The sequence below is a fragment of the Salinisphaera sp. LB1 genome (genome assembly GCF_003177035.1).
GTDB lineage: Bacteria > Pseudomonadota > Gammaproteobacteria > Nevskiales > Salinisphaeraceae > Salinisphaera.
Window position 1 is genome coordinate 3,557,889 of sequence record NZ_CP029488.1, and the last position, 15,057, is coordinate 3,572,945.

16 protein-coding genes are annotated in these 15,057 nt (G+C 65.8%); 3 read left to right on the plus strand and 13 right to left on the minus strand.

The window, feature by feature from the left end:
• Nucleotides 1-85: 85 nt before the first annotated feature.
• Entirely contained in the window at nt 86-1,099 is a 1,014-nt protein-coding gene (locus SALB1_RS15900; RefSeq protein ID WP_109994731.1) for a quinone-dependent dihydroorotate dehydrogenase, read from the minus strand.
• 93 nt (nt 1,100-1,192) lie between these two features.
• Between SALB1_RS15900 and dusA the strand changes: the two genes are divergently transcribed.
• The 3 genes from dusA to SALB1_RS15915 are packed head-to-tail and all read left to right on the plus strand — an operon-like array spanning nt 1,193 to nt 3,488.
• Nucleotides 1,193-2,203 (plus strand): tRNA dihydrouridine(20/20a) synthase DusA, encoded by a 1,011-nt coding sequence (dusA, locus tag SALB1_RS15905; protein ID WP_109994732.1) that lies wholly within the window; start codon nt 1,193-1,195, stop codon nt 2,201-2,203.
• A 54-nt stretch (nt 2,204-2,257) separates the two neighbouring features.
• Complete coding sequence (locus tag SALB1_RS15910; RefSeq protein WP_109994733.1) at nt 2,258-2,743, plus strand: peptidylprolyl isomerase; 486 nt, start codon at nt 2,258-2,260, stop codon at nt 2,741-2,743.
• A gap of 10 nt (nt 2,744-2,753) precedes the next feature.
• On the plus strand, nt 2,754-3,488 hold the full coding sequence (locus SALB1_RS15915) for a UDP-2,3-diacylglucosamine diphosphatase (RefSeq protein WP_109994734.1): 735 nt from the start codon (nt 2,754-2,756) through the stop codon (nt 3,486-3,488).
• Here the strand turns inward: SALB1_RS15915 and SALB1_RS15920 are convergent, their stop codons facing one another.
• The 12 genes from SALB1_RS15920 to truA all read right to left on the minus strand — a co-directional run bounded on the left by SALB1_RS15920 (nt 3,489) and on the right by truA (nt 15,025).
• On the minus strand, nt 3,489-4,286 hold the full coding sequence (locus tag SALB1_RS15920) for a ferritin-like domain-containing protein (protein WP_109994735.1): 798 nt from the start codon (nt 4,284-4,286) through the stop codon (nt 3,489-3,491).
• Nucleotides 4,286-5,476, minus strand: a complete 1,191-nt coding sequence (locus SALB1_RS15925) for an O-succinylhomoserine sulfhydrylase (RefSeq protein WP_109995501.1) — start codon at nt 5,474-5,476, stop codon at nt 4,286-4,288. The genes SALB1_RS15920 and SALB1_RS15925 overlap by 1 nt, the downstream gene beginning before the upstream one ends.
• Before the next feature lie 201 nt (nt 5,477-5,677).
• Nucleotides 5,678-6,409: an NYN domain-containing protein gene (locus tag SALB1_RS15930; protein ID WP_255414431.1), complete on the minus strand. Its 732-nt coding sequence runs from the start codon at nt 6,407-6,409 to the stop codon at nt 5,678-5,680.
• A complete protein-coding gene (gene purF, locus SALB1_RS15935) occupies nt 6,406-7,917 on the minus strand; it encodes an amidophosphoribosyltransferase (protein WP_109994736.1) in 1,512 nt (503 codons plus the stop codon). The genes SALB1_RS15930 and purF overlap by 4 nt, the downstream gene beginning before the upstream one ends.
• A gap of 33 nt (nt 7,918-7,950) precedes the next feature.
• Nucleotides 7,951-8,490, minus strand: coding sequence for a CvpA family protein (locus tag SALB1_RS15940; protein WP_109994737.1), 540 nt, complete (start codon nt 8,488-8,490; stop codon nt 7,951-7,953).
• A gap of 70 nt (nt 8,491-8,560) precedes the next feature.
• On the minus strand, nt 8,561-9,313 hold the full coding sequence (locus SALB1_RS15945; protein ID WP_158590784.1) for an SPOR domain-containing protein: 753 nt from the start codon (nt 9,311-9,313) through the stop codon (nt 8,561-8,563).
• Complete coding sequence (folC, locus tag SALB1_RS15950) at nt 9,306-10,577, minus strand: bifunctional tetrahydrofolate synthase/dihydrofolate synthase (protein ID WP_199678834.1); 1,272 nt, start codon at nt 10,575-10,577, stop codon at nt 9,306-9,308. The genes SALB1_RS15945 and folC overlap by 8 nt, the downstream gene beginning before the upstream one ends.
• Nucleotides 10,574-11,476 carry an acetyl-CoA carboxylase, carboxyltransferase subunit beta gene (gene accD / locus SALB1_RS15955; protein WP_109994739.1) on the minus strand — a complete coding sequence of 301 codons (903 nt, stop codon included), beginning with the start codon at nt 11,474-11,476 and terminating at the stop codon, nt 10,574-10,576. The genes folC and accD overlap by 4 nt, the downstream gene beginning before the upstream one ends.
• Entirely contained in the window at nt 11,473-12,324 is an 852-nt protein-coding gene (trpA, locus tag SALB1_RS15960; protein WP_109994740.1) for a tryptophan synthase subunit alpha, read from the minus strand. Before trpA ends, accD begins: the two co-directional genes overlap by 4 nt.
• Nucleotides 12,321-13,571 (minus strand): tryptophan synthase subunit beta, encoded by a 1,251-nt coding sequence (gene trpB, locus SALB1_RS15965; RefSeq protein ID WP_109994741.1) that lies wholly within the window; start codon nt 13,569-13,571, stop codon nt 12,321-12,323. Before trpB ends, trpA begins: the two co-directional genes overlap by 4 nt.
• Entirely contained in the window at nt 13,568-14,233 is a 666-nt protein-coding gene (locus tag SALB1_RS15970; RefSeq protein ID WP_109994742.1) for a phosphoribosylanthranilate isomerase, read from the minus strand. The genes trpB and SALB1_RS15970 overlap by 4 nt, the downstream gene beginning before the upstream one ends.
• A gap of 12 nt (nt 14,234-14,245) precedes the next feature.
• Nucleotides 14,246-15,025, minus strand: coding sequence for a tRNA pseudouridine(38-40) synthase TruA (gene truA / locus SALB1_RS15975; RefSeq protein WP_109994743.1), 780 nt, complete (start codon nt 15,023-15,025; stop codon nt 14,246-14,248).
• Nucleotides 15,026-15,057 lie beyond the last annotated feature (32 nt).

The following is a 15,057-nucleotide window of genomic DNA, read 5'->3' on the forward strand; positions in this document are numbered from 1 at the left end:
AAGCGCCCTAGGTCTTCGCAATAGGGTATCCACACTTTGCATGGACTATGTGACGGAAACATGACAACACGTTCTCGGCCCGGGCTCATTTATTTCGCGAAATCGCCCTCACGCAATCGTTAACCAACGCCGGCCCCCGATAGATCAGCCCACTATAAATCTGCACCGCACGGGCCCCGGCCGCAATCTTGGCCGCCGCATCCGCGCCGTTCATGATGCCGCCCACGCCGATGATCGGTATATCCCCCGCAAGACGCGCATACAGCGCGGTAATCACGCGATTGGAGGCCGCCCGCACGGGCCGTCCGCTCACGCCGCCCGCCGCCTCGCGCCAGGCCAGAGGCAGAGCGGCGCGCGCCGTCGTGGTGTTGGTCGCGATCACGCCGTCGATGCGATGGTAACGTAGCCGTGCCACGATCGCGTCGATGCCGGTCTCGTCCAGATCCGGGGCGATCTTGAGCGCAAGAGGCACATAGCGCCCACGCGCCTCGGCCAGCCAGTTGCGCTCAGCCACGACCGCCGCCAGCAGCGCATCCAGTGCATCCTCGCCCTGCCAGTCACGCAACCCCGCGGTGTTCGGCGACGACACATTGATCGTGACGTAATGGGCCGCGTCGTAAACCGTGGCCAGTGCCGATATATAGTCGTCGACCGCCCGGTCGGCCGGAGTGTCCTTGTTCTTGCCGATGTTGATGCCGAGCACGCCGTCGTATCGCGACGACGCCAGATGCGCCACCAGCGCCGCTGCCCCGGCGTTGTTGAAGCCAAAGCGATTGAGCAACGCGCGCTGCTCGGGCAGTCGAAACAGGCGCGGTTTCGGATTGCCGGGCTGGGGCTTCGGCGTGACCGTGCCGACCTCGATGAAGCCGAAGCCCAGACCGGCCAGCCCGTCCACATGCGCGCCGTTCTTATCGAGCCCGGCGGCCAGGCCCACCGGATTGGGCAGGGTCAGCCCCATCAGTTCCGTGGGCAGCGCGGGCACGCGCGCGCCATAGAGGCGATGCGCGAGCGAGGCGAAGCGCGACAATTGATCCAGGGTGAGCTCATGCGCGCGTTCGGCCTCGAGGCCGAATAATGCCGGTCGAATCAGCGAATACATGCGAATGCGGGCTTGGAATGCCGGCCTATTGTGCGGGCTGGAACGACGCAGCGCACGATTTGGCCTGCGCGGCCATGATGCGATAATAGCAGCATGACCAAATATTCACGCCGTAACCCGCCGGGCGCCCGGCTGTCCATCGCGCCCATGATGGACTGGACCACCCCGGCCCAGCGCTACTTCATGCGCCGCATCACGCGCCATGCGCTGCTGTATACCGAGATGGTCACCACCGCGGCGCTGATCCACGGCGATACGGCCCGGTTTCTGGATTATCACGCCGACGAGCATCCATTGGCGCTACAGCTCGGGGGCAGCGATCCGGCGGCCATGGCGCACTGCGCGCTGCTGGCCGAGAACGCCGGCTTCGACGAGGTCGACATCAACGTCGGCTGCCCGTCGGACCGCGTCCAGAACGGCGCGTTCGGTGCCTGCATGATGGCCGAACCCGGGCGCATTGCCGATTGCGTGGCCGACATGAAGGCCCGCGTCGCCATCCCGGTGACGGTCAAGACCCGCATCGGCATCGATCATCAGGACAGCTATGAATTCCTGCACGATTTCGCCTCGCGCGTGGCCGAGGCCGGCGCGGACCGGCTGATCGTGCATGCGCGCAAGGCCTGGTTGTCGGGCCTCTCGCCCAAGGAAAACCGCGAAGTGCCGCCACTCGACTATGCCCGAGTACACCGGCTGGCGGCCGATTTTCCGGATCTGCCGATGTCGATCAACGGCGGCATCGTGGATCTGGATACGGCCGAAACCCAACTCGCACATGTCGACGGCGTGATGATCGGGCGCGAGGCCTATCGCAACCCCTATGCGATGGCCGGGGTGGATTCGCGCTTTTTCGGTGACGACGCCCCCGTGCCCTCGCGCCTGGATGTGGTCGAGGCCATGCGGGGCTATATCGCCAACCACCTCGCCGCTGGCGGCCAGCTCAAAAGCATCACCCGCCACATGCTGGGATTGTTCCATGCCCAGCCCGGCGGTCGCGCCTGGCGGCGCGTGCTGTCCGAACAGGGCAATCGGCCGGACGCGGGTCTTGAGGTTCTTGATGCGGCGCTAACCTGCGTCGCCCCGACCACCGATGCGGTGCTGACGTAGGCAACACCGGCGCATTGCCGCACAATAGCGGTTTTTGCGCAGAGCCTGTTCATCATGGTGATTTTCAAGACCAACCTCGGCGACATTCATATCGATGTCGACGAACACAACGCCCCGATCTCGGCCGAGAACTTTCTCACCTATGTTCGCGACGGCTTTTACGACGGTGTGATCTTTCATCGCGTGATCCCGGGCTTCGTCGTCCAGGGCGGTGGGTTCGACGAAAACTTCAACCAGAAGACCACGCGCGCGCCGATCAAGAACGAATCCGCCAACGGGCTGGACAATGAGCGCGGTACCCTGTCGATGGCGCGCACCCAGGACCCGGATTCGGCCACCTCGCAGTTCTTCATCAATCTCGAAGACAACGAGGCCCTCAACGACATGGGCACACGACCCGGCTATGCCGTGTTCGGTCGCGTGGTCGAGGGCATGGAAGTGGTCGACGCCATCGCCAAGGTGCCCACCGGCGCCGCCGGGCCGTTCCGTCAGGACGTTCCGCAGGACACCGTTCGCATCGAGTCGGCGGAAATCGTCTGATTGGCGCGCCGTGGCCGCGACCCACTTCATCGCCGATCTGCACCTGATCGACGATCGCGAGCCGGCTGCGTGCCGGCTCGCCGGCTATCTGGGCGGTCCGGCGCGCGCCGCCGATGCGTTATATGTGCTGGGCGATCTGTTCGATGTCTGGATCGGCGACGATGGCTCGATCCCGCAGCATGCGGCCACGCTGGATGCGTTCGCCGCACTCGCCCACACGGGCACGCCGATCTTCTTCATTCGCGGCAACCGTGATTTCGCTGTGGGGCCGAGCTTCGAATCGCGCAGCCGAATGCAGATTCTGGACGACCCGACGGCTGTCAGGCTTCACGGCGTGCCCACCCTGCTCGCCCACGGCGATGTATTCTGCAGCGACGACAGTGCCCATCAGGCATTTCGGGCGAAGTACAGCGACGCCCGCTGGCGACAACGGCGCCTTGCCCTGCCCTTGTGGCTGCGGCGCACGGTGGCACGGCGCGCGCGGCGCCGTTCAGCTCGGGCGAAAACCCGCAAGCCGATGCGCATCATGGATGTGAACGCGGCGACCGTGGCGAGCATGGCCGACGAATACCGGGCCCAGCGGATCATCCACGGCCATACCCACCGGCCCGCCGATCATCTGGACGGCGATATTGCACGCTATGTGCTGGCCGACTGGCGCGACGACCGCAGCGAAGTATTGATCGTGGACGACAACGGCGTCGCGCGCCGGCGCCTGGATCACGCCGGGCGCTTCATCGACTGATTACGGTCGCTGCGCGTCGCGCGCGGTCAGTTCATCCAGTTCCGGCTCGGAAAAACGCGCCTCGCGCCGTGCGGCGAGGTTGTACGGCCCGGGCGGGCCGCCGTTCATGTATTCATCCAGCAATTTGAAGAAGGTCTCGTCCGGGTCGAGTCCACGTGGCTCGGCGAAGTAGCGAAACCACTTGCTGCCGATCTCCACGTGCGGCACTTCCTCGGCCAGAATCTGCTCGAAGATGGCAACGGTCTTGTCATCGCCGACGCGCTTGAGTTTTTCGATCATGCCGGGCGTGACATCGAGTCCACGTGCTTCCAGTACACGCGGCACCAGGGCCATGCGCACCATCGGGTCGTGCGCGGTCTTGACCGCCATTTCCCACAGTCCGTTGTGGGCATCGAAATCGCCGTAGGCATAGCCGAAATCGGCCAGCCGGTCATTGAGCATCTCGAAGTGGCGTGACTCGTCGGCGGCCATCGACAACCAGTCGGCATAATAATCGGCCGGCAGTCCGCGATAGCGATACGCCGCGTCCAGCCCCAGATTGATCGCGTTGAACTCGATATGGGCGATGGCATGAATGAGCGCGGCGCGGCCATGGTCGGAGCCCAGGCCGCGCCGCGCCAGCTTGGCCGGATGCACCAGCGCCGGACGCGCCGGGCGCCCCGGCACCGGCACGGCTTGTGCTGCGCCGGACGCGGCGGACAACCCGCTGGAGTCGGCCGCGTGCAATGCCCGCGTGGCGAGGCATTTCGCCCGCGGCTCGCACGCCATGAGCGCGGCATGCACGTCATCCGGCGTCATCAGGCGGCCAGGCCCCGCCCGAGATCGGCCATGATGTCGTCCACGTTCTCCAGCCCCACCGAGACCCGGATCAGGCCCTCGCCGATACCGGCCCGGGCACGGGCCTCGGCCGAGATGCGGGCATGGGTGGTACTGGCGGGATGGACGATGGTGGTGCGGGTATCGCCGAGATTGGCGGTGATCGACAGCATCCGGGTGGCGTTGATGAGCTTGAACGCATTCTCGCGGCCGCCCCTCACATCGAACGACACGATGCCGCCAAAGCCGCCCGGCTGCTGTTTCGCGGCCAGGTCATGCTGCGGATGCGACGCCAGACCGGGGTAATAGACATGCGCCACACCGGGCTGGGTTTCCAGCCACTGGGCGAGCCGGGCCGCGCCGTCGCAATGCGCGCGCATCCGCACTTCCAGCGTCTCCAGCGCCTTGTAGAAAATCCAGGCGTTGAACGGGCTCATGCTCGGCCCGCAGGTGCGCAGGAAACGAAAGACCTGGTTGCCGACGATATCGGCATCGCCCACGACCGCCCCGCCAAGCGCCCGCCCCTGGCCATCGAGATACTTGGTAGCCGAGTGCGTCACGATATGCGCGCCCAGCTCCAGTGGGCGCTGCAGCGCGGGCGTACAGAAGCAATTGTCGACCACCAGCCTGGCGCCGTGCGCCTCGGCCAGCGCCCCGAGTGCGCCGAGATCGACGATCTCGGTCAGCGGGTTGGACGGTGTTTCCACGAACAGCATCTTCGTGTTCGGTTCGATCGCGGCCTGCCAGGCGTCGACATCCGCCGGCGCCACGTAGCTGGTGCGGATGCCGAGCTTGCCGAGGTAATTGTTGAACAGGCCGATGGTGGAACCGAACAGGGTATGCGCGGCCACGATATGGTCTCCGGCCTCGAGCGTGGCCAGACAGGTCGCCAGAATCGCGGCCATGCCGGAACCGGTGGCCACACACGCCTCGCCGCCTTCCATCGCCGCCAGCCGATCGCAGAAGGCATCCACGGTCGGGTTGGTGAAACGCGAATAGATGTTGCCCGGTTCGTCGCCGGCGAAGCGCGCCGCACAGGCCTCGGCCGAATCGAACACGAAGCTCGAGGTCATGTAGATGGCGCTGCTGTGCTCGCCTTCGGGGCTGCGATGGGTGCCGGCGCGTACACCGCGTGTGGCGGTGCCCCATTCGGGATCGAAATCGGTGCTCATGATGCTCTCCTGCATGGGTCGGCAGACACAAAAAAACCCGCTGGCGCATAACGCCGCAGGCCGCCTGTCTGACCGGTTCGTTTAGCGGCATTTGTTCAGCCATCGGCGATGGCCCGCGCCCGCAAGCTGTTGCAAATCGGCGCGCGGCAAGTATGGCCCGAGGACGGGCCGGCATCAAGCCCGATGGACCCGTTGGCGGCGCTACTTCAAGCGTACGTAAACGATGTGGGTATCGGCGTCGCTACGCGACTCGCGAAAATCCACGATCACGTAGTCCAGCGATTCCATCAGCTTGCTCAGCTTGGAAAAGCCGTAGTTGCGCGAATCGAACGACGGATGGTTCTTGTTCACGTAGCTGCCCACCGCACCCAGCGGCGCCCAGCCGTCATCGCGCGAGACCGCTTCGATGGCCGTGGTGAGCATACGCCGCAGCTCCTTGGGATCGCCGGTGGGCGCCTTTTCGTCCCGGGCCGGTTCGGCCGCCAGGATTTCGGTGAACACGAACCGGTCGCAGGCCGAGACGAACGCCGGCGGCGTCTTTTTCTCGCCGAAGCCGTAAACCGCGAGCCCGGATTCCCGGATGCGCGTGGCCAGCCGCGTGTAGTCGCTGTCCGAAGACACGATCACGAAGCCGTCGAGATGCGCCTGATGGAGCAGATCCATGGCATCGATGATCAACGCCGCGTCGGTCGCATTCTTGCCGGTGGTGTAGGCGAATTGCTGGATCGGCTGGATTGCATGATCGTGCAGGGCCCGCTTCCAGCCCTTCAGATGGGTCGTGGTCCAGTCGCCGTAGGCCCGCTTGATACTGGCCAGCCCGAAGGTCGAGACTTCCGCCAGCAACTCGCCGCAGCGCGACGACGGCGCGTTGTCGGCATCGATGAGTACGGCGAGCTTGAGATTGTCGATCGCGGAGGACAACTCGCGCGTCACGCGTCGTTATGGATTTCGAGCACGGCATTGTCCTTCTTGCGGCGCGCCTCGCGCGTGGCGTCCGCACGGAACAACTCGAGCTGTTCCAGATACTCGGCCGATACATCCGCGGTGATGTAGTTGCCGGTGAACACCGAATCCTCGTAGCTCTGCAGCGCGTCGTTGCCGACCGACACCGCGCGCTTGAGATCGGCCATGTCCTGATAGATCAGCCTGTCGGCACCGATGATTTCGGCGATCTCGTCGTCGGAGTGGCCATGCGCGACCAGTTCGGCCGCGCTGGGCATGTCGATGCCGTAGACGTTGGGGTAGCGCACCGGCGGCGCGGCGGAGGCGAAATAGACCTTGTTCGCCCCTGCGTCGCGTGCCATCTCGATGATCTGGCGCGACGTCGTGCCGCGCACGATCGAGTCGTCGACCAGCAACACATTCTTGCCGGCGAATTCCAGGTCGATCGGGTTCAGCTTCTTGCGCACCGATTTCACCCGCTGCTGCTGGCCCGGCATGATGAAGGTGCGGCCGATATAGCGGTTCTTGATGAAGCCTTCGCGATACTTTATGTCGAGCTGGCTGGCCAGCTCCACCGCCGCCGTGCGGCTGGTCGAGGGGATCGGGATCACCACGTCGATATCGTGATCGGGCCACTCGCGCCGGATCTTGTCGGCAAGATAGGTGCCCATGCGCAGCCGCGCCTTGTAGACATAGACATCGTCGATGACCGAGTCCGGACGCGCGAGATAGACGTATTCGAAAATACACGGCGAGTGATACGGCTGGTCGGCACACTGCTGGACATGGATCTCGCCGTCGAGCGTGATCACCACGGCCTCGCCGGGGCCGATATCGCCCAGGCGCTCGAAACCGAGCGCGTCCAGCGCCACCGATTCGGAGGCGATCATGTAATCCGTGCCGTCGGCGGTCTCGCGTTTGCCGTAGACCGCCGGGCGGATACCATTGGGGTCGCGGAAGCCGACCAGTCCGTAACCCGTGATCAGCGCGGTGGCCGCGTAACCGCCGCGACAGCGGCGATGCACCGCCGCTACCGCCTCGAAGATATCCTCGGGCGCCAGCTGCAGACGCTCGCTCTGCATCAGTTCGTGGGCAAACACGTTGAGCAGGATCTCGGTATCGGAGTCGGTATTCAGATGCCGCCGGTCCGAGCGATACAGTTCGTCCTTGAGCTGGTCGGCGTTGGTCAGATTGCCATTGTGCGACAGGCAGATGCCATACGGCGTGTTGACGTAGAACGGCTGCGCCTCGGCGGTGGAATCCACCCCGGCCGTCGGATAGCGGACATGCCCGACGCCCGCGTTGCCGACCAGCCGCAGCATGTGGTCGGTATGAAACACATCCCGCACCAGGCCGTTATCCTTGCGCAGATACAGACGTCTGCCGTCCGTGGTGACGATGCCGGCCGCGTCCTGGCCGCGGTGCTGCAGCACCGTCAGCGCATCATAGATATCCTGATTGACCGGGGAGGTCGAGACCATCCCAACAATGCCGCACATAAGCGAGTCGCTCGGTTTGGAGAAGGAAAAATGTCAGGTCGAGGTCGTCGTCGTGCGGCCCGCGGGCAGCGTCGACGGCGCATCGGGATAGGTGATCGCATGGGCGATGTCGGGCGGCAGATAACCCCGCACCCAGAGCGCGCCGGCTTCCAGCTGCCCGATGAAGATCGAGCGCTGCCACCAGCTGTCGCGCGGCACGGGGGTCACGCCAGCCAGCAGGACCAGAACAATGAGCACGGCCACGCCGCGCACCACCCCGAATATGATCCCGACAGCACGGTCGGTACCGGCGAAACCGGTCTGGTTGATCAGCCGGCCCAGCAGGTAATTGAAGATCGCGCCCGCGACGAGCACGCCGAGAAAGACAATCGCGAACGCCACGGCCAGACGTGCTGAGCCGGAATCGATCCAGCGCTGCAGATAGACCGACGCGGGGGCTGCCAGAACGAACGCCAGATAAAAGGCCAGGATCCACGTCGCCAGACCCAGCGCCTCGCGCAGAAAACCACGGAAGAAACCGATCGTCGCCGACAATGCGACCACCACAACGATAGCGACATCGATCCAGATCATGACAGCCAGCCGCCGGGGCGAAACCCCTCAATGATAACAAATTGGGCGCGCAACCGCGGCTGGCCTGTCATCAGGGCAACTGGCGCACCAGCCCCTTGTGCCCGGCCTTGCTCAGTCGATCGGCTGCCGACTGTGCCGCCTGCTTGCTGTCGAACGGGCCAACATTCACGCGATACCACGTCTTGCCGTTGACCTGGCCCGGGGTATACGACACCGGGAACCGGCCCTTGAGTTGGTTCGCCAGATCGGCCGCGTTGCCTTGCTGACTGAAGCTCGCCACCTGCACCACCCAGCCCTGGATACTGGATTTTTCCAGCCCGGAGCCGCTGGACGACGAAGCGCTGGCGGCGCCGGAGCCGGCGGACGACGCGCCGTGATCATGCGTTCCCGAATGCGGATTCTGGCCCGCCCCGTTGGTCGCGGATGCACCGCCCGATGCCGGCTTGCTCGACGGTGACTGCGAATCCAACGGCTTCGAAGCCGCCCCGCTACCGCCATGCACCGGCGGTGCCGAGAAGCCCTGCTTGCTCTGCGGCGATACCGCATCCGGGGTTGGCGCCTGCGGGCGCCCCTGGCTGCCGTTACTCTCGGTGTTGCCCGCTGCCGATTGCGCCGGGGCCGGGCTCGCCCCCGCCTGATCGTTGTGATCGTTACCCGCCGGCTCCGCCTTGCCATCGGGCTGCACGTCATACACGCGCATGGAACCGCGGCCGTTATCCTGGCTATCACCATGCATGCAGCGCGAGAGCAGCAACGGCGCCAGTACGCCGATGATTACCAGAATGGCAACGCCGATCAGGCGTTTTTTCATCACGTCATTCATGATCAGGACTCCGCGCCTGCGCCACGGTGAAAAATGAACCACAGACGACGATACGATCGCCCGGTACGGCCGCTGCCTGCGCCGCAGCGAGCGCCTGTTCGGGGCCGGCATAAACAGGCCCGGCATGACGCAGCCGTGCGGCCAGCGCCTGGCCCGTCAAGCCGCGCGTACTGAGACCGTCGAGTCCGGCCGGATACAGCGCGTCGGCCCAGGGCATCAACCGCCGCGCGACGGCTTCCACCGGCTTGTCCGCCAACATACCCAGCACCACGTGTGTCCTTCCCGAAACAGGCCGCTGCTGCAGCGATTCCGCCAGCAGAGCCACTGCATCTTCATTGTGGCCCACATCGTAGATGATCGGTATGGGAGCGTCGATAACTTCGCGCCGTCCGGGCAGTAATGCCTGCCAGGCGCAGGCGCGCCGAATATCCTCGGCGCCCGGCCCATACCCGGCCGCGCTCGCGCCCGCGATTGCGAGGGCGAGATTGTCGGGGTGCACGGCCGCATGCGGCGCGATATCGAGGCAGGTGGCGCCATCCGACCATGTCCAGCGTTGCGGCGGCGTGCACGTCAAATCGAAATCGCGGCCCAGACACGCCAGATGCGCGCCGCAGGCGGTGGCCGCGGCCGGAATGCTGTCCGGCGGATGTCGGTCGCCACAAAACACCGGCCGCCCGGGGCGCATGATGCCGGCCTTCTCGCGACCGATCGCCTCACGGGTATCGCCGAGCCAATCCATGTGGTCGAGACCGATCTGCGTGATCAGCGCCACATCGGCATCCACGATGTTCACCGCATCGAGTCGCCCGCCGAGCCCCACCTCCAGTACGGCGACATCGACCGCCATGCGCCGGAAGATGACGAGCGCAGCGAGCGTGCCGAACTCGAAGAAGGTCAGGGACGTCCCGCCGCGCGCCGCCTCGACGGTCTCGAAGGCCGCGATCAGGTCCGCATCGCCGACCGGCGCGCCGTCGATCGCGATGCGCTCGTTGTAACGCCAGAGATGCGGCGAGGTGTAGGAGCCAACCCGGGCGCGCGCGCCGATCAGGCCCGCGACCAGGGCCACACAGCTGCCCTTGCCGTTGGTGCCGGCCACAGTGATCGTGGCATGCGGCGGCGGCACCAGGCCGAGCCGATCGGCCACCGAGCGCACGCGATCGAGGCCAAGCTCGATCTCGCTCGGATGCATCGCCAGCTGGTAGTCCAGCCACTGGGCCAGCGTCCGGCGGGCAGCCGCCGGACGCAGCGGGTCCTGCTTGCTCACGCTTGGGTCGTCACCTCGGGCGTGTCGACGTCTTCGGCCGCCGGCGCGCGATGCATGAGCGTGGACACGACGCGATGAATGCGATCACGCAGATCGACACGTTCGACGATCATGTCGATGGCCCCGTGCTCGAGCAGGAATTCGCTGCGCTGAAAGCCTTCCGGCAACGTCTGCTTCACGGTCTGCTCGATCACCCGCGGCCCGGCAAAGCCGATCAGCGCTTCGGGTTCGGCCACGTTGATGTCACCCAGCATGGCGTAACTGGCGGCCACGCCGCCCATGGTCGGATGCGTCAGTACCGAGACGAACGGCAGCCCGCGATCCGCCAGCCGAGTGAGGGCGGCACTGGTCTTGCCCATCTGCAGCAGCGAGAACAACCCCTCCTGCATGCGGGCACCGCCCGAGGCCGAGAAGAACACGAACGGCGAACCGGCCTCGATCGCGGCGTGCACGCCGCGCACGAACGTCTCACCGACCACGCTGCCCATCGAGCCCCCCATGAACTGAAAGTCCATGGCCCCGGCGACGATCGGCATGGACTTGAGGTGCCCGGTCATCATGATGACCGCTTCGCGCTCGCCGGAATCCTTCTGCGCTGCCGACAGGCGATCGCGGTATTTCCTGGAATCGCGGAACTTGAGCGGATCCCGCGGCTCGAGATCGCTGGCGATCTCGGTGCGATCGTCGGCGTCGAGAAAGAAATCCAGACGCTGACGGGCACGCAGGCGCTGGTGCGTGTTGCACTTCGGGCAGACATGCAGCGTCCGCTCCATCTCGGCGGTGTACAGCACCGCGCCGCAGCTGCTGCACTTGGTCCATAACCCTTCCGGGACGCTGTTCTTGCGCCGAGAGGCATCGTTTCGCATCTGCGATGGCATGATTTTTCCGAGCCAGCTCATACGCTTTCGCCCTCCTGTTCGCGTTCGTCCCGTCGCTTGTCGTCCGCCTGGTCGATCGCCGCACGCATCGCCGCCAGCGTTTCGCGCAGTTTCGCGGTGGCCGTGGCCACGTCGTGCCCGTGTTCCGCGATCCGACTGACCAGCGCGCTGCCCACGATCACCGCATCCGCCACCGCGGCCACGGCCGCCGCGTTGTCCGGCGTGCGAACGCCGAAGCCCACCCCGACCGGCAACGCCGTGGCGCGCCGAATCGGCGCGATCTGGGCCGCCAGACTGTCGGTGTTCAGGCTCGAAGCACCGGTGACGCCCTTGAATGAAACATAATAGATAAAACCGGCGGCGTTTTCGCAGATCCGGCCAATGCGCGATTCGCCGGTGGTCGGCGCGATCAGACAGACCGGGTCGACACCGGCCGCCCGCAGCTTCGGCGCGATATCCGGCGCTTCCTCGGCGGTCATGTCGACGATCAGCGCGCCGTCGACCCCGGCAGCGCCCGCCCGTTCGCCGAATGCCTCGAGCCCCATGGAATCGATGGGGTTGAAATAGCCCATCAATACGACGGGGGTGTCGGTGTCGCGTTCGCGAAAACGCGCGACCATGGCCAGCACGTCGCGCAGGCTCGTACCGTGCGCCAGCGCACGCTCGCAGGCCGCCTGGATCACCGGGCCGTCGGCCATCGGATCGGTGAACGGCACGCCCAGCTCGATCACATCGGCCCCGGCCGCCACCAGCGCATGCATGAAATCGACGGTCGCGTCCGGCCCTGGATCACCGGCGGTCAGAAAGGGGATCAGCGCGGTGCGCTGCGCCCGCTTGAGTGCGGTAAAACGATCGGTGAGACGGCTCAAAGCGTGTCCCCCTCGGCCTCGGCCACGCTGGCCATGTCCTTGTCGCCCCGGCCCGACATGTTCAGCAGGATGTTGGCTTCCGGGCTCATCCCGGCGGCCAGTTTCTTGGCGTAAGCGACCGCATGGGCCGATTCCAGTGCCGGCATGATGCCTTCGATGCGGGTGCATTCATGAAACGCGGCCAGCGCTTCGGCGTCGGTGACATCGACATAGTGCGCCCGGCCGATGTCCTTGAGCCAGGCATGCTCGGGCCCGACGCCGGGATAATCCAGCCCGGCCGAGATCGAATGCGTGCCCTGGATCTGGCCGTTGTCGTCCTGCATCAGGTAGGTGCGGTTGCCGTGCAACACGCCCGAGCGCCCGGCCGAAAGCGGTGCCGCGTGCCGCCCGCTGGCGATGCCGTCGCCCCCCGCTTCCACGCCGTAAATGGCGACCTCTTCATCGTCGAGGAACGGATGGAACAGGCCGATCGCGTTCGATCCGCCACCCACGCAGGCCACCAGCGCGTCCGGCAGGCGCCCGGTTCGATCCAGCATCTGGCGGCGCGCCTCGCGGCCGATCACCGCCTGAAAATCGCGCACCATTGCCGGATACGGCGCCGGACCGGCCACCGTGCCAATGATGTAAAAGGTATCGTCCACGTTGGCGACCCAATCGCGAAGCGCATCGTTCATCGCATCCTTGAGCGTCTTCGAGCCGGATTCGACCGGCCGCACCTCTGCGCCCAGCAGGCGCATGCGGTAGACATTGGTCGCCTGGCGGCGCATGTCCTCGCTGCCCATGAACACCACGCATTCAAGCCCCAGGCGCGCGGCGACCGTGGCCGTGGCCACCCCGTGCTGGCCGGCACCGGTCTCGGCGATGATGCGCGTCTTACCCATGCGCGCGGCCAGCAGCGCCTGGCCGATGGTGTTGTTCACCTTGTGCGCGCCAGTATGATTCAGATCCTCGCGCTTGAACCAGATCTTCGCCCCGCCGGCCAGCTTCGACAGGCGCTCGGCGTAGTAGATCGGGGTCGGCCGGCCGACATAATCGGCCAGATCGGCATCCAGTTCGGCCATGAACGCCGGATCCCGGCGGGCGTCGGCATAAGCCGCGGCGAGTTCGTCGAGCGGTGCCATCAGTGTCTCGGCGACGAACTTGCCGCCGTACGGCCCGAAGTGACCCCGGGCATCGGGCATGTCGCGCCAGGCGTGCGGGCCGTGGGCTGCGGGATTCGCCGGGTCCTTGGATATCGTCGTACTCATGCCTTACCCATTTCGGTTACTGTGTTGACGAACACACGCATGCGCTCGCTGCATTTCACACCGGGCTCGCTCTCGACCCCGCTGCTGACATCCACTGCATACGGTGCAAACCGCGCAATGGCTGCACCCACATTACCGGGCGTCAGCCCGCCCGCGATCACGATCGGCCGATCGATCGCCGCCACCGTGGCCTGCCAATCGAACGCGCGTCCCTGGCCGCCGGCCTCGCCGACGCGGTTGGCGTCGAGCAGAAAAGCCGTGGCCCGCGGATGGCGCTCGGCCCAATCGGTCAGTTTCACCCCCGGCTCACCCATCGGTACAGCCTTGATATATGGGCGATCGAAGGCATTGCAAAAATCCGCCGACTCGGCGCCGTGGAACTGGATGACATCGATCGCGACCGTGGCCAGAATCCGGGCGATCTCGTCGGGGTCGTTGTCCATGAACAGCGCAACGCGCGAGACGAACGGCGGCAGTGCCGCCGCGATTTCGGCGCCCTGTGCCGCCGTGATGCGCCGCTTGCTCGCCGCCGCAAACACCAGCCCGACCGCATCCGCCCCGGCCGCGGCGGCCGCGCGCGCATCGGCGACGGAGCGCACGCCGCAGATCTTCGTGCGCACACGGTTGACCGTGATCAGCTGTGGTGCATCGAGGGACGTCATAGATCTATCATTTTACCAGCCCGCGTCATCGAGGGGCGGCTCGGGCAATTGAATATCTTCGGGATAATGCACGCGCCGCAGCGATAAACCCGCCGCCGGCGCGGTCATGCCGGCGCGGCGCCGATCCCGGCCGTCAAGCAACTCGCCCACCCATGCCGGCGCCGCCTCGCCGCGCCCGACCACGGCCAGCGTGCCGGCAATGTTACGCACCATGTGATGCAGGAATGCATTGGCCCGCACGTCGATGCGTACCCAATCGCCGAGGCGCGTGACGGTGACATGATGCACTTGGCGAACCGGGCTTTTGGCCTGACAACCCGCCGCCCGGAATGCGCTGAAGTCGTGCCGGCCGACGAGCGTTTGCGCCGCTGCCTGCATGGCGTAGTCATCCAACCGCTTGTGCGCGTGCCACACTCGATTGCGCCAGAGCGCCGACGGCGCGTCCCGATCGATGATCCAGTAACGATAATCGCGCGCGATCGCATTGAATCGCGCATGGAAGGTTTCCGGCACGGGCACGAACCACTGCGGCGCGATATCGTCGGCCAACCAGCGATTGCTGCCCAGCAGCCAGCTACGATCGCGACGCTCGGCCCCGGTGTCGAAATGCACGATCTGGCCCTGCGCATGCACCCCACTGTCGGTGCGGCCGCTGCAGACGGTGCGGATCGGTTCATCGGCGACCTTCGATAACGCGGCCTCGAGACTGTCCTGCACGCTGGGCGCATGCGGCTGGCTCTGCCAGCCGCTGTAGGCAGAGCCGTCGTATTCAATGCAGGCAGCCCAGCGCATCAGACAGCCCCGCCCCGGGCGGGTACGTGCCG

Excerpts from the sequence above, each read along its gene's own strand:
- SALB1_RS15900 (WP_109994731.1), bottom strand. The coding sequence starts at position 1,099 with ATGTATTCGCTGATTCGACCGGCATTATTCGGCCTCGAGGCCGAACGC.
- dusA (WP_109994732.1), top strand. The coding sequence starts at position 1,193 with ATGACCAAATATTCACGCCGTAACCCGCCGGGCGCCCGGCTGTCCATC.
- SALB1_RS15910 (WP_109994733.1), top strand. The coding sequence starts at position 2,258 with ATGGTGATTTTCAAGACCAACCTCGGCGACATTCATATCGATGTCGAC.
- SALB1_RS15920 (WP_109994735.1), bottom strand. The coding sequence starts at position 4,286 with ATGACGCCGGATGACGTGCATGCCGCGCTCATGGCGTGCGAGCCGCGG.
- SALB1_RS15925 (WP_109995501.1), bottom strand. The coding sequence starts at position 5,476 with ATGAGCACCGATTTCGATCCCGAATGGGGCACCGCCACACGCGGTGTA.
- purF (WP_109994736.1), bottom strand. The coding sequence starts at position 7,917 with ATGTGCGGCATTGTTGGGATGGTCTCGACCTCCCCGGTCAATCAGGAT.
- SALB1_RS15940 (WP_109994737.1), bottom strand. The coding sequence starts at position 8,490 with ATGATCTGGATCGATGTCGCTATCGTTGTGGTGGTCGCATTGTCGGCG.
- SALB1_RS15945 (WP_158590784.1), bottom strand. The coding sequence starts at position 9,313 with ATGAATGACGTGATGAAAAAACGCCTGATCGGCGTTGCCATTCTGGTA.
- accD (WP_109994739.1), bottom strand. The coding sequence starts at position 11,476 with ATGAGCTGGCTCGGAAAAATCATGCCATCGCAGATGCGAAACGATGCC.
- trpB (WP_109994741.1), bottom strand. The coding sequence starts at position 13,571 with ATGAGTACGACGATATCCAAGGACCCGGCGAATCCCGCAGCCCACGGC.
- SALB1_RS15970 (WP_109994742.1), bottom strand. The coding sequence starts at position 14,233 with ATGACGTCCCTCGATGCACCACAGCTGATCACGGTCAACCGTGTGCGC.
- truA (WP_109994743.1), bottom strand. The coding sequence starts at position 15,025 with ATGCGCTGGGCTGCCTGCATTGAATACGACGGCTCTGCCTACAGCGGC.